Origin of the sequence: Paenibacillus hunanensis (assembly GCF_034055775.1) — a bacterium.
Taxonomy (GTDB): Bacteria; Bacillota; Bacilli; order Paenibacillales; family Paenibacillaceae; genus Saccharibacillus; species Saccharibacillus hunanensis.
On the sequence record NZ_CP139194.1, the window covers coordinates 5,038,310 to 5,056,849 of the forward strand.

12 protein-coding genes, 1 rRNA gene and 1 riboswitch are annotated in these 18,540 nt (G+C 47.7%); of the genes, 10 read left to right on the forward strand and 3 right to left on the reverse strand.

Annotated elements, in window-relative coordinates; genetic code table 11:
* Nucleotides 1-238: 238 nt before the first annotated feature.
* Nucleotides 239-1,791, reverse strand: a 16S ribosomal RNA gene (locus SK066_RS20545).
* Nucleotides 1,792-2,829: 1,038 nt separating this feature from the next.
* Between SK066_RS20545 and catA the strand changes: the two genes are divergently transcribed.
* A complete protein-coding gene (gene catA, locus SK066_RS20550; protein ID WP_320542806.1) occupies nucleotides 2,830-3,477 on the forward strand; it encodes a type A chloramphenicol O-acetyltransferase in 648 nt (215 codons plus the stop codon).
* A gap of 532 nt (nucleotides 3,478-4,009) precedes the next feature.
* Here catA and SK066_RS20555 read toward each other — a convergent pair.
* On the reverse strand, nucleotides 4,010-5,401 hold the full coding sequence (locus SK066_RS20555; RefSeq protein ID WP_320542807.1) for an NCS2 family permease: 1,392 nt from the start codon (nucleotides 5,399-5,401) through the stop codon (nucleotides 4,010-4,012).
* A 173-nt stretch (nucleotides 5,402-5,574) separates the two neighbouring features.
* Nucleotides 5,575-5,674: riboswitch (purine riboswitch) on the reverse strand.
* 564 nt (nucleotides 5,675-6,238) lie between these two features.
* Here SK066_RS20555 and SK066_RS20560 point away from each other — a divergent pair.
* The 5 genes from SK066_RS20560 to SK066_RS20580 all read left to right on the forward strand — a co-directional run bounded on the left by SK066_RS20560 (nucleotide 6,239) and on the right by SK066_RS20580 (nucleotide 11,518).
* Complete coding sequence (locus SK066_RS20560; RefSeq protein ID WP_407673834.1) at nucleotides 6,239-7,027, forward strand: ABC transporter ATP-binding protein; 789 nt, start codon at nucleotides 6,239-6,241, stop codon at nucleotides 7,025-7,027.
* Between the two features lie 29 nt (nucleotides 7,028-7,056).
* Nucleotides 7,057-7,848 (forward strand): ABC transporter permease, encoded by a 792-nt coding sequence (locus SK066_RS20565; RefSeq protein ID WP_320542809.1) that lies wholly within the window; start codon nucleotides 7,057-7,059, stop codon nucleotides 7,846-7,848.
* On the forward strand, nucleotides 7,848-8,783 hold the full coding sequence (locus tag SK066_RS20570; RefSeq protein ID WP_320542810.1) for an ABC transporter permease: 936 nt from the start codon (nucleotides 7,848-7,850) through the stop codon (nucleotides 8,781-8,783). The genes SK066_RS20565 and SK066_RS20570 overlap by 1 nt, the downstream gene beginning before the upstream one ends.
* Nucleotides 8,784-8,949: 166 nt before the next feature.
* On the forward strand, nucleotides 8,950-10,026 hold the full coding sequence (locus SK066_RS20575; RefSeq protein WP_320542811.1) for an ABC transporter substrate-binding protein: 1,077 nt from the start codon (nucleotides 8,950-8,952) through the stop codon (nucleotides 10,024-10,026).
* Between the two features lie 133 nt (nucleotides 10,027-10,159).
* Nucleotides 10,160-11,518 (forward strand): aspartate aminotransferase family protein, encoded by a 1,359-nt coding sequence (locus SK066_RS20580; RefSeq protein ID WP_320542812.1) that lies wholly within the window; start codon nucleotides 10,160-10,162, stop codon nucleotides 11,516-11,518.
* Between the two features lie 345 nt (nucleotides 11,519-11,863).
* On the opposite strand, the gene SK066_RS20585 is transcribed toward SK066_RS20580, so the two are convergent.
* Nucleotides 11,864-13,549: a PucR family transcriptional regulator gene (locus SK066_RS20585; protein WP_320542813.1), complete on the reverse strand. Its 1,686-nt coding sequence runs from the start codon at nucleotides 13,547-13,549 to the stop codon at nucleotides 11,864-11,866.
* Between the two features lie 391 nt (nucleotides 13,550-13,940).
* On the opposite strand from SK066_RS20585, the gene SK066_RS20590 reads away from it, so the two are divergent.
* The 4 genes from SK066_RS20590 (at nucleotide 13,941) to SK066_RS20605 (ending at nucleotide 18,450) form a co-directional block, all read left to right on the forward strand.
* The gene (locus SK066_RS20590) at nucleotides 13,941-15,329 is read left to right on the forward strand and encodes an NAD(P)-dependent oxidoreductase (protein WP_320542814.1); all 1,389 of its coding nucleotides are present in this window, start codon (nucleotides 13,941-13,943) and stop codon (nucleotides 15,327-15,329) included.
* Between the two features lie 168 nt (nucleotides 15,330-15,497).
* Nucleotides 15,498-16,784: an NAD-dependent dihydropyrimidine dehydrogenase subunit PreA gene (gene preA / locus SK066_RS20595; protein WP_188775650.1), complete on the forward strand. Its 1,287-nt coding sequence runs from the start codon at nucleotides 15,498-15,500 to the stop codon at nucleotides 16,782-16,784.
* Complete coding sequence (hydA, locus tag SK066_RS20600) at nucleotides 16,784-18,223, forward strand: dihydropyrimidinase (protein ID WP_320542815.1); 1,440 nt, start codon at nucleotides 16,784-16,786, stop codon at nucleotides 18,221-18,223. The genes preA and hydA overlap by 1 nt, the downstream gene beginning before the upstream one ends.
* Nucleotides 18,223-18,450 (forward strand): hypothetical protein, encoded by a 228-nt coding sequence (locus SK066_RS20605; RefSeq protein WP_188775652.1) that lies wholly within the window; start codon nucleotides 18,223-18,225, stop codon nucleotides 18,448-18,450. The genes hydA and SK066_RS20605 overlap by 1 nt, the downstream gene beginning before the upstream one ends.
* Nucleotides 18,451-18,540: the final 90 nt, after the last annotated feature.

Below are 18,540 nucleotides of genomic sequence, written 5' to 3' on the forward strand. Positions count from 1 at the left end.
ACAGAAGAACCTATATCTTACATATTCATGACCGATCCTGTTTACACAGTGTCAGTTAAGAACAGTTTCTAAAACGCGATGTTTCGTTTCGGTATCCAGTTTTCAAGGATCAACTTGAAAGAGGGTTGCTCTTTCAAAACTGACAACGAGTGAGTGTCGGTCAACTAGTGACCCGCGTCTGATTACTCAAACGACTTATATTTGAATGTTTCCGCTCTCCGGAAACGATTCTCCATAGAAAGGAGGTGATCCAGCCGCACCTTCCGATACGGCTACCTTGTTACGACTTCACCCCAATCATCTACCCCACCTTCGGCGGCTGGCTCCTTGCGGTTACCCCACCGACTTCGGGTGTTGCAAACTCTCGTGGTGTGACGGGCGGTGTGTACAAGACCCGGGAACGTATTCACCGCGGCATGCTGATCCGCGATTACTAGCAATTCCGACTTCATGCAGGCGAGTTGCAGCCTGCAATCCGAACTGAGATCGGCTTTTAAGGATTGGCTCCACCTCGCGGCTTTGCTTCCCGTTGTACCGACCATTGTAGTACGTGTGTAGCCCAGGTCATAAGGGGCATGATGATTTGACGTCATCCCCACCTTCCTCCGGTTTGTCACCGGCAGTCTGCTTAGAGTGCCCACCATGATGTGCTGGCAACTAAGCATAAGGGTTGCGCTCGTTGCGGGACTTAACCCAACATCTCACGACACGAGCTGACGACAACCATGCACCACCTGTCTTGAATGTTCCGAAGAAAAGGCACATCTCTGCACCGGTCATTCAGATGTCAAGACCTGGTAAGGTTCTTCGCGTTGCTTCGAATTAAACCACATACTCCACTGCTTGTGCGGGTCCCCGTCAATTCCTTTGAGTTTCAGTCTTGCGACCGTACTCCCCAGGCGGAATGCTTAATGTGTTAACTTCGGCACCAAGGGTATCGAAACCCCTAACACCTAGCATTCATCGTTTACGGCGTGGACTACCAGGGTATCTAATCCTGTTTGCTCCCCACGCTTTCGCGCCTCAGCGTCAGTTACAGCCCAGAGAGTCGCCTTCGCCACTGGTGTTCCTCCACATCTCTACGCATTTCACCGCTACACGTGGAATTCCACTCTCCTCTTCTGCACTCAAGCCCTCCAGTTTCCAGTGCGACCCGAAGTTGAGCTTCGGGATTAAACACCGGACTTAAACGGCCGCCTGCGCGCGCTTTACGCCCAATAATTCCGGACAACGCTTGCCCCCTACGTATTACCGCGGCTGCTGGCACGTAGTTAGCCGGGGCTTTCTTCTCAGGTACCGTCACTCTCAGAGCAGTTACTCTCCAAGACGTTCTTCCCTGGCAACAGAGCTTTACGATCCGAAAACCTTCATCACTCACGCGGCGTTGCTCCGTCAGGCTTTCGCCCATTGCGGAAGATTCCCTACTGCTGCCTCCCGTAGGAGTCTGGGCCGTGTCTCAGTCCCAGTGTGGCCGATCACCCTCTCAGGTCGGCTACGCATCGTCGCCTTGGTGAGCCGTTACCCCACCAACTAGCTAATGCGCCGCAGGCCCATCCTTCAGTGACAGATTGCTCCGTCTTTCGTTCTCTTTCCATGCAGAAAAAGAAAGTATCCGGTATTAGCTACCGTTTCCGGTAGTTATCCCAGGCTAAAGGGCAGGTTGCCTACGTGTTACTCACCCGTCCGCCGCTAAGTCTCAAAGAAGCAAGCTTCTTATTAACTCCGCTCGACTTGCATGTATTAGGCACGCCGCCAGCGTTCGTCCTGAGCCAGGATCAAACTCTCCAATAAAGTGTTTGACGTGCTCATTTTGTTGCTGGCGAGAACATTGTTGTTCTCTATATTTTGAAGAACTAAGTTCTTCACTCACTCGTTGTTCAGTTTTCAAAGATCAAGCTCTTTCGTTGCCGCTCAGCGTCTCTCGCAGCAACTCTTATATCTTATCATTCCATCAACCATCTGTCAACAACTTTTTTTGAAGTTGTTTTCAAGCTCGTTTTGACGTGAGTTTGAAAAGCAGATTGTGTTGGCTACTTAGTGTAGCTAACCGGTTGGAAAGATTATTTTGTTCAGCCAGCAAACTTGTTTGTTTGTCGACCGGAATTAGAATATACCATAGATCGAAACAAGAAAGCAACCCCTTTTGTAAATTTATTTTATCAGGCTGACAGTGCTATCTTGTATTCTATCTTAATATCGCTTGTACTTCTTTATTGCACAGCTAATAATATAGCCTTTACTCATCCTAGCATAATAAGGAGAACCGTTAGCATTCAATCTGCGGTTTAAATTCTTCCCACTATAAATTAGGTAGTTATTGTATAGGTGATTTTCAATGCATTCTATTATCTATCTTAATAGATAGTAAGCTCACTTTTATATTTTTGTCTCCATGCTTTATTAGAGATGCCGATATGTTTGGTGTATACGCACACATTAGGTTAAGGCATCGTCTCTCAATGTCTCTCCATCGTATCTTATATGGTATGACTATGTTTTAATTCACGTTTATATCAGTATGCCTATATGCATAAGCATTCTTATATATCTTCTCTATACTTTAAATGAATTAGTTCTTATCATGTTAGAAGCTATTAGACGCCACATAGGTATGCATTACAAATTAGCTGGATATAATGGGGTCGTTATTTAAGCAAATGATCGATTTGGGGCTTTAGAGGAATAATCAGGACAATAAAGCCAGCTTAAAAGGATTTTGTTGTGCTAAAATATCAGGTAACTCTTAACTAAGGATGAGTTTGAATGAAAAAAACAGACAACGTTGCCTCCTAAATTCGTTTCATATTTAAAATTTAGGAGGCAGATCGAATGAGATTTAATCCAATTGATTTTAATACCTGGAAGAGAACGGAAACCTTTCACCATTATATGAATCAAAACACTTCATTTAGCCTGACGAATGAAATCGACATCCATGCTTTATATCAGTTTACCAAGCAAAAAGGATATCGCTTCTATCCTGTATTTATTTTCTTGATTACTAAGGTGATCAATTCACACGTTAATTTTAGAACGGGCTACAATAGTCATGGGGAACTGGGTTATTGGGATACGCTGGAACCACTGTATACTATTTTTGATCAAGCATCCGAGTCATTCTCTGCGATATCGACTCCTGTTGTAAGTGATTTTCAGACGTTTTACGATGCCTGCATTTCGGATATCGAAATCTATCAAGCTTCGGCTAAGCTATTCCCTAAGATGCCTGTGCCTGAAAATGTATTTTCTCTTTCGATGATTCCGTGGACGGCGTTTACTGGATTCAACTTGAATATTACCAATAGTCGTTACCTACTGCCTATTGTTACGGCAGGAAAATTCATTCATAAAGATGACTCTATCTTTTTGCCATTGTCGTTGCAGGTTCATCATTCGGTGTGTGATGGTTATCATGCTGGCTTGTTTATGAATACGGTTCAAGAGTTAGCCAGCCATCCTGGGAATTGGCTTTTATAGAGAAGAGCGACTTTTATAGAGAAGAGCGACTTTTATAGAGAAGAGCGACTTTTATAGAGAAGAGCGACTTTTATAGAGAAGAGCGACTTTTATAGAGAAGAGCGACTTTTATAGAGAAGAGCGACTTTTATAGAGAAGAGCGACTTTTATAGAGAAGAGCGACTTTTATAGAGAAGAGCGACTTTTATAGAGAAGAGCGACTTTTATAGAGAAGAGCGACTTTTATAGAGAAGAGCGACTTTTATAGAGAAGAGCGACTTTTATAGAGAAGAGCGACTTTTATAGAGAAGAGCGACTTTTATAGAGAAGAGCGACTTTTATAGAGAAGAGCGACTTTTATAGAGAAGAGCGACTTTTATAGAGAAGAGCGACACGATAGCTAGGTAGCTATCGTGTCGCTCTTCTTTGATTTCTCTAGATGCATCGTTGCTACAGATCAGTTCTTAACATCATTCATCGTTGTATATCGGATTCAAACATAGACTAAAGGTGAGCAGATTACTCTGCTCACCTTCATAGAAATACGATTAGATTATTCCGAACCGAGGAATACATAACGAGCTACAACGATGATCGCTAGAATCCACATCAGCCAGTGAACTTTCACTTTGTAGCCTGTGAAGGTGTTCGCGAAGAAGCCCAGGATTACGTAGGACAGAATACCTGCGGAGATACCATTGGCAATCCCGTTTGTGAATGGCATGAAGATAATAGTCAGGAATGCTGGGAAAGCTTGCATGAAGTCGTCCCATACGATATTACGAACCTGACTCATCATCAGTACACCCACAATGACCAGCGCTGGAGCTGTCGCTGCCGATGGAACCATCAGTGCCAGTGGAGCGATGAACAGTGCGAGCAGGAACAGTACGCCAGTTGTTACCGCAGTCAGACCTGTACGGCCACCTGCTGCAACGCCGGATGTACTTTCTACATAAGAAGTGATCGTACTTGTACCGAGAACGGCACCTGCACTTACACCAACAGCGTCAACGAGCATCGCTTTGCTGACTTTTTTCTCGCCTTCTTTACGGTTCTTGAACAGACCTGCACGTTCAGCAGTACCGACCAGTGTACCGAAGGTGTCGAACAGCTCGACAAAGGTAAAGATAAATACAATCTCGAACAAACCAAGACCAATAGCGCCTTTGATATCGAGTTGACCGACTGCCAGGTTATCGAACGACGGCAGCCATTGTGCATGCGATAGACTGCTCACATCGGTCAATCCCATTGGAATTCCGATCAGTGTCAATAACACGATCCCGATCAATAGTGCGCCGCGGATACGCATGACCATCAGTACACCAATCAGGAACAGACCGATCAGAGACAGCAGCGTATCTTTGTTATGAACGAAGTCGCTCAGAGCAAGCTGGAAGTTACCGCCTTTTACCGTTACCGGGCCAGCCAGCTGACTTACATCGGTTACGCCTGTTACTGTTGCGGATACGGAGATGACATTACCAAGCTTCAAACCGATGATGGTGACGAACAGACCGATACCGACGGTGATCGCCATTTTCAGTGAATGAGGAACGGCCACTAGTAGCAGCTGACGAACCTTTGTAATCGTTAAAATGATGAAAATAATACCGGATAGGAATACCGCACCCAGTGCAGCCTGCCAGGTGATCATACCATTGGAGCTAAGTACGACTGTCATAAAGTAAGCATTCAAGCCCATACCTGGTGCAAGTGCAACCGGAATGTTTGCAAATAGTCCCATCAAAATCGTAACCAGACCTGCACCTACCGCTGTGGCAAAAAATACGCCCTGTGCAGGAATACCCGCGCCGTCTGGTCCTAAGAACAGATTGTTAACGAACAAAATGTACGCCATCGTGATGAATGTTGTCAGACCTGCGATCATCTCTGTTTTTACATTCGTGCCGTGTTCCCGTAGCTTAAAGAAACGCTCCATAATGAATACATGTCCCCCTGTTTTTTTGAATATGGATAAGAAAACGACAAAGACCCCGATGCGTACGATTACTCATCGGGGTCTCTAGGTCAGATTGCACCTGCACTTCTGTTCCCGATCATGTATGTAGTAAACAAACGTTCCACTACTCTTAATCTAGCCCAGAAGCAACAGGTTATATATCTGAATTCCGTAGAGAGATCATTCCGGTGATCACGTAGAGACTCCTGTGCCCATTCACAGGATTATACGAAAACATTATAACTGTCGATATTGTGAAGCTTATCCGTGTTCATGTTGTTTTTGCCATATCGTTATGACTTACCTGTTACATTCTAGGATACTGTTTAGTTGTTGTCAATCGAAAAATACGAATGTTTATGTTATCGCTTCCTTTTATTGTTCGGTAATACTTTTGCAATTCCCCCTCATTTTGGATGTGCGTAGGAGTAAGCGCTATCGAATTGCTATTTTACCAGCATATAACGGGAACAAAATAGACAAACTGACTCAATTTCATGGGAGCTATCTTACTTTTTGTCTAATGCATAGGTAGAATGCTGCAAGTATGATGTTAGTCAACAGAACATGATGTAGACACATAACGTGAAAATAAAGAACTCAAGATCACAAATCAAAGGATTTAAGGTGTTATACTAACGCCGTAAGAAGTTATATTAACAGCGATTATGATAAAAACTATTTACATGTTCAATTATATGTCATCAATATTCCTAATCTTTATTGTATGGCTTGGATGTAGTTCGTAATGAGCTTGGATGTAGGTTGTAATGACAGATTGTATTTTGATGTAGGAGGCGATGATCGATGTCTACAATGCCTGTACCGTCAGTCGGAACGGGAATGCCAGAAATTCAGTTAAGTAATGTAGAGATGCGTTATCGGACGGGCAATACTGAGGTGCTGGCATTACATCAGGTTAGTATGGATATTGCTAAAGGCGAATTCGTCTCACTGCTTGGGCCCTCGGGTTGTGGTAAAACAACGTTACTACGCCTAATGGCGGATCTGCTGGAACCAACGACAGGCTCGGTTACGGTGGCAGGCGAGAGTGCACGCGAGGCAAGACTTGCGCGTAAGTATGGCATTGTATTCCAAAGTCCGGTGCTGTATGACTGGCGCAAGGTCAGGCATAATGTCGCGCTTCCACTTGAAATGATGAAGGTACCGAAAAAGGAACGTGATGCTCGTGCAATGGAGCTATTGGAGCTAGTTGGACTGCAAAGCTTTGCAGATAAATATCCGTGGCAGCTCAGTGGTGGAATGCAGCAACGTGCAGCGATTGCGCGCGCACTGGCGATGGAGCCGGAAATTCTGCTGATGGATGAGCCTTTTTCCGCACTGGATGAATTTTCACGCGAGCGATTAAATGAAGAGCTACTGTCGATCTGGAGCAAGGTGCAAAATACGATTGTATTTGTCACGCACAGTATTCCAGAATCGATCTTCCTGTCCGATCGGGTATTCGTGCTCTCCCCTCATCCAGGGCGCTTATCTGCAGTGGTAGATATTCCGCTACCCCGTCCACGCACACCGGAGATGCGTAATAGCCCTGAATTTTTCGAACTGATTGCAAGGATTCGAGATAGCTTTGAAGGGGTGTGAGTGAGGCGATGAGATCAGGAGCGTTATTCATGCGAAATCGATTCGTGCCTGCGCTGGTATGGATTGTAGCGATTCTGTTGTTATGGGAAGCAGGTTCGTGGGCGTTACTGAATCTGGCTCAAGTCCCATTAGCACAATCTAAGCTTCCTTATGTACATGCGATTTTGACAACGAGTGTACAGTATAGCGGAACTTTACTCAAGGAAGGCAGTGCGACCTTTGGCAATGCAGCGATTGGCTTTGTGATTGGAGCGGCAGCTGGCGTATTACTCGCGATCTTGATGAGCGTGTCACGCTGGATTGAACGCTTAACCTTTCCCTATGCGGTCGCTTCGCAAATGATCCCTATTTTAGGGCTGGCACCGATCATCTACGGTATTGTACGTGATGAATACATATCACGGATTATCATTTCCGGGTATATTACCTTTTTCCCGGTTGCGCTGAATATGCTGCGTGGTCTGCGCAGTGTCGAGCCGTCTGCACTGGAATTGATGTATTCGTATGCTGCCACGCCGTGGTCGGTGTACTGGAAGCTTCGATTTCCAGCCGCTCTGCCAAGCTTATTCAGTGGATTAAAAATCGCTGCTCCCCTCGCAGTAACTGGAGCTATTCTGGTAGAGCTGATGGGTGCGCAGCATGGTATCGGCGTAATCATGCTGCGCAATCTGTATTACGGCCCCTCTCATGTGTATATGTTCTGGTCGACTGTCGTTGTAGGTGCATTACTTGGCATTCTGAGCTACTGGGTGATCAGTCTGATCGAACGCATCATTGCACCCTGGCAGCCGGAGTTCCGAACACGAGGAGGTGAACAGTAATGGAAAATGGATATACTCGCACGCCATCTGCTACAGAATCGAGTCATCCTTCCACTTCCGCTCATTCGCCTGCCTCAACTTCACATTCTGCATCTCGATCATCCGATCATTCCACTTCACAAGCAGCTCGCTCGGATCGCCGCTCGTCCCCCTGGCAGACACTTATAAATAGCTCGACCATCTGGTTGCCCTTGCTCGCGGGTGTATTGTTCTTACTATTATGGCAGCTGGAAGTGTTCCACCGCATACTTGATCTGAAAAAGTACCAGCTTCCTCTCCCCTCTGCTATTGCTAATGCGATGATGGAAAATTGGAGCATGCTCCTTTCCTATACTGGGTATACGCTGACCGAAGCGGTACTCGGCATGTTATGCGGCTCAGCACTCGGCTTTGTCATCGCACTAATCGCTACAGCATGGCCGCGCTGGGGTGGGGCGAGTCTGATCGTGGTTGCAGCGATGAATGCCGTGCCGATCGTTGCACTGGCTCCAGTGATGAATCTATGGTTTGGTGATGGCATCGGCTCCAGAGTGGCGATTGTGACGGTCACTACTATGGCGGCGATGGCGATCAATGCTTATAAAGGAATGACCTCGGTCAATCCGCTCGCACTCGATCTGATGCATTCCTATGCTGCTGGACGAGTAGGGATCTTTCGTTATTTGCGGACTCAAAATAGCTTGCCGCATGTATTCACCGCGCTCAAAATCAATGCTACCGCGAGTATGATCGGTGCGATCGTCGGTGAATTCTTTTTCTCCTCGCAAGGGCTTGGTTATCTACTCTCCAACTCGATCAAGGTTGCCAAAATGCCGCTTGGCTGGTCATGTATCGTACTGGCTGCTATCGCTGGCGTGATCTTCTATCTCATCGTAGAACGACTGGAAAAAGGGCTCATTCGCTGGCATGCATCACAGCGTGTTGAGACAAAATAACGCTCAACATGCTGGTTCACAGGCATCGAGCAATACGCTTATATAGCAAGATGTATAAAGCAGCATGGCTCTGTGCCATGAAAGGGTACGCATCTGGAGAGTGGTAGCACATACGATAGATCCAGAAATATCTATTGTAATCGAATATACAGGGGGGCATGGATGAATGAAGATGATGGGTTGGAATACACGGATGAGTATGCTGCTGATAGTTGTATTATCGCTATGTCTGATCGTGGCAGGCTGTGGAGGCAGCAGTAATGAAAGTACAAGTGCCGCCGGACAAACAGGCAGCACTGAAGCGTCGGCAGAACCAGTCACCGTCAAGCTTCAGCTCAAATGGGTACCACAGGCGCAATTCGCTGGCTATTATGTCGCACTGGACAAAGGCTATTACAAGGATGAGGGCTTGGATGTACAAATTCTGCCCGGCGGCCCGGATATTGTACCTGAACAGCAGGTCGCCGGTGGCTCAGCCGATATCGGTGTCGATTGGGTTGCAAGTCTGCTGACCAGTCAGGAGCAGGAAATGCCGCTCGTGCAGATCGCCCAAATTTTCCAAAAAAGCGGATTGGTGCTGATCTCTAAAAAGTCTGCCAACATCCAATCTCCTGCTGATCTCAAAGGCAAAAAGGTGGGCAACTGGATGGGCGGCAATGAGTTCGAGGTGCTGGCATTATTCGATAAATACAAGCTCGACCCGAATAAAGACCTCAGCTTCACGAAGCAGGGCTTTACGATGGATCAGTTCCTAAATGGTGAACTTGATGCCGCTTCCGCCATGACGTATAACGAATACCAGGTCGCCATCGAATCCGGTGTGAAGGCGGATGATATGAATGTGATCGATATGAATAAGGAAGGCGTTGCGATGCTGGAGGACAATCTGTTCGCCAATAGCGAATGGCTGGCAAACAACAAAGAAACTGCCGCCAAGTTCGTGCGTGCTTCACTCAAGGGCTGGCAGGATGCTATCAATGATCCAGAGGGTGCAGTCGATATCGTGATGAAGCAGGCTGAATCGGGCAGTACAACGAAGGAGCATCAACTCAAAATGATGCAGGAGGTTGCAAAGCTAATTCTACCGGATGGCTTTGATAAAACAAAAATGGGCTATACAGATGGCACCATGTTCAAGCAGACCGCAGATATCGCGCTCAAATTCGGCGTGATCAAGCAGGCTGCGGATACAGAGAAGGCTTATACCAATGAGATTATGGATATGGCTACACAATCGAAGTAGTTTCTTTTAACTTTCTATTCGCTTAGCCATTCTATTGGCACCATCCATTTCACTATTCATCTCACTACACTACATTTCGGCGGGTAGCTCTGCTCCATAACGGCTACCCTCGAATGCTCAGGAGGAACACAGGATGATCAAGTCAGCCATTAACAGTGAAGCCGCTCTGCAAAAGGATCGTCAATATCTATGGCACAATATTACGCCCTATAACGAAGCCGCTCCGCCGATGATTGCGGAATCAGGACAGGGTGCCTGGATTACCGATATTCATGGAAAACGCTATATGGACGGTATGTCTGGACTATGGTGTGTAAATGTTGGTTATGGACGCAAAGAGCTTGCCGAAGCCGCATACGAGCAAATGATGCAGCTTCCTTATTTTCCGCTCACCCAAAGTCATATGCCTGCGATTCGACTTGCTGAAAAGCTGAATGAATGGCTGGGCGATGAATATGTTATTTTCTTCTCTAATAGTGGCTCGGAAGCGAATGAGGCTGCTTTTAAAATGGTACGCCAATATCATCAGCAGACCGGGCAGCATTATCGCCATAAATTCATTTCCCGCTATCGTGGTTATCATGGCAGTTCACTTGGCGCATTGTCGGCAACCGGACAGGCACAGCGTAAATACAAATACGAACCGCTCACCTCGGGCTTTCTACATGTAGCCCCACCCGATAGCTACCGCCGTCCAGCCGGGCAATCGGTAGAGGAATTCAATCTACAATGTGCACAGGTCATTGAGGATACGATTATCTGGGAAGGCGCGGAGACGGTGGGCGCGGTGATTATGGAGCCCGTTATTACCGGAGGTGGCATTATTGTACCGGAGTCGATCTATCTGGAGCGTGTGCAGGAGATTTGTAAACGGCATGGTGTGCTGCTTATTATCGATGAGGTGATCTGCGGGTTCGGACGTTCCGGGCAAAAGTTCGGCCATCATAACTTCGGCATCAAGCCGGATATCGTTACGATGGCTAAGGGATTGACGAGTGGGTATTTGCCCTTGTCTGCTACCGCAGTACGCAAGGACATCTATCAAGCGTTTAAAGATCCGGAGGATGAGTATTCGCATTTTCGTCATGTGAATACATTCGGTGGTAATCCAGCGGCATGTGCGCTTGCACTACGTAATCTGCAAATTATCAAGGAAGAGCAGCTGATCGAGCGTGCGCGTGTACTCGGTCAACGGCTACGCGATGCGCTTCAGACGCTAGTCGATCATCCGTTGGTCGGCGATATTCGTAGCTTCGGTCTGCTGGCAGGGGTTGAGCTGGTAGCGGATAAAGCGACAAAGCAGCCTGCTTCGCTTGATATTGTGAAAAGTATTATCGCAGGCTGTAAGCAGCATGGGCTGATTATTGGCAAAAACGGTGATACGGTGGCAGGCTTCAACAATGTGCTGACATTTGCTCCACCGCTGGTGTGTACGGATGAGGATATGGAGTTTTTGATCACTACTTTTTTGAGGGTAATGGGGGAACACTGATCGATGTTGGGAGACACCACTTCGGGAAGGAATAAGGGGATGGACTCGGGTGGAACCGCGGGAATCTACTGGATTAGGATTAAATGTAGATTCCCGCCCCTCCAAAGCGGTAAGATATTTTGCTTCGCAAAATCACTTTTTCATTGAACCTCGTGTTAGGAAACCACTAACACTGCAAGTCGTCCTTTCCCCTTATTTCCTTCCCGCAGTGAAGTGCTTATCGCAAAATCGATCAGCGCTTGTAGCAGGGAGAGATGGGATTATTGCTACATTAATTAAATTACTCCATTCCTTATAATACTCGTTATCTTACAATCGGTACGGAGCTTGATTGTATTGCACTTCTTATAGAGAAGATTGCATATGAGGCAGGCTTAGCTTTTCGGGATAGAGCAATTGATAGGCGCGCAGGGCGACTTGGATGGAGATGCGGTTTTCGGGTGACATGAAGTCTTCGCCTAGCAGCTCGGTGATTTTGTCGAGTCGGTAGTATAGGGATTGGCGGACGATGAATAGCTTCTGGGCGGCGATTTGTTTGGAGCCGTCGTGGTCGAGATAGACGCGTAAGGTGAGTAGTAGCTCGCTGCCTTTGGATTCATCGTGATCGATCAGTGGGCCGAGATAGTTGCGGACAAAGGTTTGCAGGCGCTGCCCATCATTTAAGCTGAGCAATAATTGATATACACCTAGCTCCTCGTAAAAGAGCACTCGACTGCCTGAGCATGAATAGACTGATAGCGCCTGCACCGCTTCCTGATAGCTGGTGGAGGCGTTTTTCAATTGTTTGTTTGCTTTGCTTACGCCTATGATCAGTTGCAGGTCTTTGAGCTTATCGTCAGAGCGAATATGGCGCAGTGCATGTATCGCCTGCTCCAGACGTGGCTTGGCTGGCATGCGTGGCTGCTTATCGAGAGCGATCACGGCAAGGCGGTTATTTTTGAGTGTGATCAGCGGATGGAATAGATATTGCTCGAAGATGGAACGCAGCACAATCGACAGGTGAAAGGTGATCGATTCCCATTCGTATTCCGAGCTACTCCAGCGTACATCCTGCGGATTCTCGATCTCGATCAAGCATATGCGATAAGGCAGATCATTCATCGCACCAAAATCAGGGCCGATCAAGCTTTTCAGTCGATGCTCCTCCTTCAGGCGTCCGTTGATCAATTCCTCCACCCATAGATTTTCCGAAAAGAGACGACGCTCCTCCATATATCGTGTACGCAGTAGCTCCTGAGCAATAGACAGCGCCGCCGAATCCAGCAGCAGACAATCGTATTCCTGCGGACGATGCGGACAGATCATCATAATATATGCCCATGTCTGATCGAGTGCCCCGACCGGCTTTAATACTAGCGTCTCATTACCGAACTCGCGAAAATAAGGTGCGGCATCGGGCTCCATCCCTTCCTTCCCTGCTTCAAATGCAGTAAATTTCTCCAGCCAAGCGCGCTGCTTATCCGGTGCAATCGGTGGGTAAAAGGTCGGCTTGCCGCCCATTTGCACATACATAAGCTGATTACCTGTGCTACGGTGTAGCAGCTGCAATACTTTACTCGTGCCCTGCGAGCTAAGGGTTAACCGATTAAACTCGCGCGAAATCCCCTCCAAATCCTGTAGCAGTCGGTGATGTCGATTAATCAGTAAAGAATGTAGATCCAGCGTAATATCCACAAAGCGGACCGTCTTGGTGAATACGATTAATGGAAATTGATGCTGATCTGCCAGCTCCATCATTTCCTTTGGAATCTGATCAAAGTATTGTCCCAGCTCAATACATAGGCAAGCCGCACGCTTCTGCACCAGATCACGCATAAAGGATAATGCTGACTCCAGATCGGTATGAAAACCCAGCCCGGTCGTCAAAATCATCTCTTCTCCATGAATTAGACTCTCGATATTGGCGCTCTCCAGCACATGCACCCACCGGATCGTACGATGTAGTCCAGCGCTTCCTCCGACTACCTGAGCTTCCCCAAACAGCGGACGTGTCAATGCATCGTTGATCGTAAACATACGTTGTCCATTCATTTGTTCTCCCCCCCACCTGCTTGAATGGTAATCTACCGTCTTCCTGCCATCGATGCCGTAAAAATTAAACTTTTGAAATTAGACAGTCTGTCTAATGTAATAAAATCTCCAATTCACTATAGTTTGTATAACTAATGTCAGTATATATAACTCTTATTTAGTGAATTCAGTTCGATAATGAACTATTATATTTCATTTTGTTAACTTTAGTTACACATTTTCTTGATTTGATGTGAATTATTTTATGTAAATGTCTATTTTTAAAGATTATAGAACAGAATAGCTACGTATAGCTCACATAATATCGAATAAAGCTGTCCTGTATTGTTATCCCATTCCCTGTATGCCCATATTCCTTTCCATATCGGATATTCCAAAAGGAGGCTGACCTATGAAGCATTCTGCAATCACCGCATTTTCGCCGGATATGTTCATGCACAATTTTGCTGAAGCAGAGCCAGGACTAACATCTAAAGGAGCCGTCGAGGAATCGAATCGCTGTCTTTACTGTTATGATGCGCCCTGTATCAAAGCATGTCCGACCAGCATCAACATCCCCTCCTTTATCAAACGAATTGCGACCGATAATCTACGCGGTGCGGCAACGACGATTATGGATTCCAATCCAGTCGGTGCTAGCTGTGCCCGTGTCTGTCCGACAGAGGAATTATGTGAAGGTGCCTGCGTGCTAAATGATGCATCGGCTCCGATTCAGATCGGAATGCTTCAGCGCTATGCTACCGATTGGGCGATTGCTAACGATGCCGAGCTGTTCAAGCGTGGCACGGATAATGGATACAAGGTTGCTGTTATTGGTGGTGGGCCTGCTGGTCTATCCGCTGCTCGCGAGCTGGCACGTCAGGGCATGAGTGTGGTGATCTATGAGGCACGTGAGCAAGCAGGAGGTCTGGATACATACGGCATCGTGTCCTTCCGTCTTCCACAATCGATCTCACTCTGGGAAGTGGAGCAGGTGCAGAAGCTCGGAGTAGAGATCAAAACAGGTGTACGCGTAGGCACCGATATTGCCGCGGATGAGTTGCTGGAGCAATACGATGCCGTCGTGCTAGCCGCTGGAATGGGCTATGTACCGCCAATCGGTATCGAGGGTGAGCAGCTTACAGGTGTATATGATGCGATCAAGCTGGTCGAGCAAACGAAAATAGGATTGCCATCGGTGAATATGATCGGACAACATGTCGCTGTGATCGGTGCAGGGAATACGGCTATTGATGCCGCTACCTGCTCCGTACGACTTGGTGCCGCCAATGTAAAAATGATCTATCGCCGTACACGAGAGGAAATGACGGCGTACGATTTTGAATACGAGTTTGCCAAGCAGGAAGGTGTAGAGTTCCGCTGGCTCACCTTGCCTAAACGCATCGTGGGCGATGATGGCGGTAAGGTCACTCATCTGGAATGTGTGCAGATGACTCTCACTGGCGAAACAGGCAAGGATGGTCGACTCATTCCTATGCCAGTCGAAGGCTCGGAATTCCTGTTGCCGGTTGATGCTGTCGTACTGGCGATTGGTCAGGAGCGCCAGCTCAGCTTGATTGAGCATTTTGGACTCAGCCACACATGGGGTGTCGTTGAGGTGGACGATCATACGTATCGTACCTCTCATCCGAAGGTGTATGCGGCAGGCGATATTATTTTCGGTGCCGGTCGCGGCGAGGCGATGGTCGTATCTGCGGCTCAGCAGGGTAAGCTAGCCGCTCATGCGATTATTCGTGAGCTACTACCTCAGACCTCACCAGCGATAAGCTCCGCAGTATAATGTTTTCCAATATACAGCCTGTGTAAAGTCCGAATGCACTCTAATCTAGTCCGAATATACTTTAATCTATGTAAGAAAAAGGCGTACTTCTGGCTGAACTATCGGTTCATCGGAGTACGCTCTACGATAAGCCCAAGCGAGTTCACATATGACTGGAGGTCATCAACTATGGCAGATCTGAGCACTAATCTTGCAGGCATTCGCTCGCCCAACCCGTTCTGGCTGGCTTCCGCGCCACCGACCAACACTGGCTATCAGGTACAACGTGCCTTTGAAGCAGGCTGGGGTGGTGCCGTCTGGAAAACGCTGGGCGATCCGATCATTAATACATCCTCTCGTTTTGCAGCGGTTAGCTTTAACGGACAGCGCGTAGCCGGCTTCAACAATATCGAGCTGATTACCGACCGTCCACTTGATGTGAATCTCAAGGAAATCTATGAAACGAAGAAGCGTTTTCCCAACCATGCGATCATCGCTTCATTGATGGTGGAGCCGAAGCAGGAAAAGTGGCATGAGATCGTCAAGCGTGTCGAGGATGTCGGTGTAGATGGATTAGAGCTGAACTTCGGCTGTCCGCATGGGATGGCAGAGCGCGGGATGGGTGCAGCCTCCGGGCAGCAGCCTGATCTGGTCGAGGCGCAGACACATTGGGCAAAGGAAGTGGCGACCACACCTGTTATCGTCAAGCTCACGCCGAATATTACGGACATCACCGTGGTCGCTCGCCATGCTGTGCGCGGCGGTGCGGATGCGATTAGTATGATTAATACGATCAATAGCCTGGCCGGGGTGGATATCCATACATGGAATACGATTCCCCATGTGGGTGGACAAGGTGCACACGGCGGCTATTGCGGCCCTGCGGTCAAACCCATTGCCCTTAATATGGTCGCAGAGTGTGCACGTCATGCGGATATCGGTGTACCGATCTCTGGAATTGGCGGCATCTCAACCTGGCAGGATGTGGTGGAATTCATGCTGATGGGCGCTACTGGTGTACAGGTATGTACTGCGGTTATGCACCATGGTTTCCGTATCGTTGAGGATATGATCGATGGATTAAGCAATTATTTGGATGAAAAAGGATTAGCTTCGGTGGAGGAGCTAATCGGACGCTCGGTACAAAAGTATTCGAACTGGGGCGATCTGAACCTGAACTATCAGGTGGTAGCACGCATTAACGAAGATAACTGCATCAACTGCAATAAGTGCCATATCGCCTGTGAAGACGCATCCCATCAATGTATTGATATGCTGACCAATGCAGACGGCAAAAGTGTGCTTCAGGTACGTGAGGAGGATTGCGTAGGCTGTAATCTGTGCTCGATCGTCTGTCCGGTAGATGGCGCGATTGATATGGTTGCGATTGAGAACGACCTGCCACCGATGACATGGAATGAGCGTCAGCGCACGATTGCCTCACTGAATGACGCGTACAATGTGGAGGTGATGTAATGAAGAAAATCATCAAGAACGGTACGATCGTGACCGCATCGGAAACGTATAAAGCGGATATGCTGATCGAAAATGGCATCATTGCGAGCATCGCTGTACAGCTCGATGCACCGGATGCCGAGGTGATCGATGCTACTGGTTGCTATGTATTCCCCGGTGGTATTGATCCGCATACCCATCTGGATATGCCGTTTGGCGGCACGGTGACACGGGATGACTTTGAATCCGGTACGATGGCCGCGGCATTTGGTGGAACGACGACGATTATCGATTTTTGCCTGACCAATAAAGGCGCTTCTTTACAAAGTGCAGTCGATACCTGGCACGCCAAATCGCATGATAAGGCAGTGATCGATTACAGCTTCCACCTGATGATCTCGGAAATTAACGATGAGGTGCTGGCAGAGCTGCCGATCATTATGGAAAATGAGGGCATTACCTCGTTCAAGGTATTTATGGCGTACAAAAATACGTTTCAAGCTGATGATGGCACCCTATTCAAAACGCTACAAACCGCACGCCGCGAAGGTGCACTCGTTATGGTGCATGCCGAAAATGGCGATGTGATCGAATACTTAATCGAGCAGGCACTGGCTGCCGGACAGACCGATCCAATCTATCATGCGCTCACTCGCCCACCCGAGCTGGAGGGCGAAGCAACCGGACGCGCGATCTATCTGACCGAGCTAGCAGATTCACAGCTCTATGTAGTGCACGTCACCTGCGCGGATGCTGCTCTGAAAATTGCCGAGGGTCGTAAAAAAGGACTCCGCATCTACGGCGAAACCTGTCCGCAATATCTGGTACTGGATCAAACCGATCTGGAAAAGCCCGACTTTGAAGGTGCGAAATATGTATGGTCACCTCCATTACGTGAAAAATGGAATCAGGAGGTACTGTGGGATGGCCTATGGAGCGGAAGCCTGCAAACGATCGGCTCGGATCAATGCTCGTTCGACTTTAACGGTCAAAAGGAGCTAGGACGTGGCGATTTCTCCAAAATTCCGAATGGTGGCCCGATTATCGAGGATCGATTCAGCATTTTATATTCGGAAGGTGTGGCAAAGGGGCGAATTTCGCTCAATCAATTTGTATCGATGATCTCGACGACGAGTGCGAAGCTGTTCGGGATGTTTCCGCAGAAGGGTACATTGTCGATTGGTAGTGATGCGGATATCGTGATTTTCGATCCTACCGTGAAACGCACACTGTCTGCCAGCACGCATCATATGCGCGTCGATTATAGCGCCTTTGAAGGGTTGGAGGTGACGGGCGAGCCGATATCGGTGCTGAGTCGCGGTGAATTTGTCATTCGGGATAAGCAGTTTGTCGGTGTGCCGGGTAGCGGACAGTATCTGCACCGTAATCGCTTTGAAGCACCGACTACACTTGATCCCAAGCCTAGCGCTGAAAAAGTGTCCAGTGGAGGGATGTCCTGATGTCTGCCTTTGCTGAATTTGAACAAGAAAAGCAACAAATCGATGCCATTCTCGCCCAGGGCTATACAATCGCAGCGATTCAGGAAAATCTGGATGGTGCTCTGCTGCATTTTATACAGGCTAGCTCTCATGCGGAGCGTACACAGCTACAGATTCTGACTGCGGATGCACGCAAATATGTGACCACGCTGCTATTCGCCAGACAGACACAGCTTGCGCCGGGATAATCGATTATCACAGGCAATCTCATGAATGACGTAACAGGTGTATGCTACAGAGCAGATCGATGCTTCCCTGTATCGTACTGTCTCTGCTTT